The sequence below is a fragment of the uncultured Luteimonas sp. genome (assembly GCF_947492465.1).
Lineage (GTDB): Bacteria > Pseudomonadota > Gammaproteobacteria > Xanthomonadales > Xanthomonadaceae > Luteimonas.
This window is the reverse complement of the sequence record NZ_CANLNF010000026.1, coordinates 1-1,733: the sequence shown is the minus strand read 5'-3', so window position 1 is coordinate 1,733 and position 1,733 is coordinate 1. Positions and strand designations below refer to the sequence as shown.

The 1,733-nt window shown below is 74.8% G+C and carries 1 pseudogene; it reads right to left on the bottom strand.

Features of this window, described 5'->3' with window-relative positions:
* Positions 1-1,733, bottom strand: a pseudogene (locus Q0863_RS18405) (hypothetical protein); the annotation flags it as partial.

The following is a 1,733-nucleotide window of genomic DNA, read 5'->3' as shown; positions in this document are numbered from 1 at the left end:
TAGGCGTTGGCCGCCTCGCCCGAGGCGGTCGCATACGCGCCTTCGGCGTACGCACCCACGTCGTCGCTCTGGTCCTCATCGTTGCCCGTGGCCTGGAAGTAGCGGTTGTCCGCCGTCGCCTCCTCCAGCTGGTCCAGGTTCACCGCATCGGTGCCTTCCGCACCCGCCGCCACGTTGGTGATCTGGCGCTCTTCGCCCGCGGCACCGACCGACACGCTGTTGTCGCGGTCGGCCTCCGAGCCCACGCCCAGCGCCACGCTGTTCGCGCCTTCGGCGAGGCTGCCCGCGCCCAGCGCCGTGCTGTCCTCGCCGGTGGCCGTGGCGAAGTTGCCCAGCGCGGTGGCGTTGGTCCCGGTCGCCCAGGCACCTGCGCCCACCGCCGTCGAGTAGTCGCCCGAAGCCTCGGTCGGGAAGAACCCGAGGAACGAGCTGCCGCCGATCGCCACGCTCTCCGCACCCGTCGCCTGCGCCGCCTGGCCCACCGCCACGCTGTCGTCGCCCGAGGCCACGCTGTCGGCGCCCAGTGCCGTCGCGTTGTAGCCCGAGGCCGCGCTCCAGCTGCCCACCGAGGTGCTGTTGAAGCCCGAGGCCTCCGCACGGCCACCCACCGCCGTGCCGTAGTCGCCGGACGCATTGGCCAGGCCGCCGAAGGCCGAGGACTCTTCGCCCGAGGCCACGCTCTCACCGCCCACCGCCGTCGACAGGTCGCCCGTCGCTTCGGCGAACGCGCCCACCGCCGTGGCCTCCACGCCCGTGGCCGTGGCCAGCGCACCCGACGCCGTCGCGCCGTCGCCGCTGGCCAGGGCGCCCGCGCCCGTCGCCGTCGCCGCGAAGCCTTCGGCCACGCTCTCACTGCCCACCGCCGTGGCGTATTCGCCCAGCGCCGCGCTTGCCGCGCCCAGCGCCACCGCGTTGGCCTGCTCGGCCACCGCATTGAAGCCCACCGCCGTGGCCTGGTCGGCCAGCGCGAACGCGCCGCTGCCCAGCGCCGAGGCGCCTTCGCCCAGTGCCGTGGCCGACTCGCCCGCCGCCGTGGCGTACTCGCCTTCCACGTAGGCCGCGTTGTCGGTCTCACCTCCGCTGGCCACGAAGTAGCGCGTGTGCTCGGTCGCGCCTTCGAGCTGCTCGAGGTTCACCGCGTCGGTGGCCTCGGTGCCCGCGGCGACGTTGGTGACCTGGCGCTCGGCGCCCGCGGCGCCGACCGACACGCTGTTCTCGCGGTCGGCTTCCGAACCTGCACCCAGCGCCACGCTGTTGACCGCGGTCGCCGTCGCGCTCTCGCCCAAGGCGGTCGCGCCCTCGGCGTCGGCCCAGCTGTTCCAGCCGATCGCGGTGCCGTAGTCGCCCGTGGCCCAGGCGCCGGCACCCACCGCCGTCGCGCCCGTACCCGAGGCCTGCGCCGGGATGAACCCGAAGAACGTCGAACCACCCACCACCACGCTCTCGTCGCCCGTGGCCTCGCTGAACTCGCCCACCGCCACGCTGCTCGCGCCGCTGGCCGTGGCCACCACGCCCACCGCTGTGGCGTAGTCGCCCGCCGCCTCGGCCCCGTAGCCCAGCGCGCTGGCGCCGTAGCCGCCGGCATTGCTGAAGGAACCGGTCGCGGTGGTGTAGTCGCCGCCCGCGCTGCTGCTGTAGCCCGAGGCGCTGGCCTGCAGGCCATCGGCCGTTGCAGCCGCGCCGGTCGCGGTACTGAACGCGCCGTTGGCCTGCGCGCCCGCGCCGAACGCGCT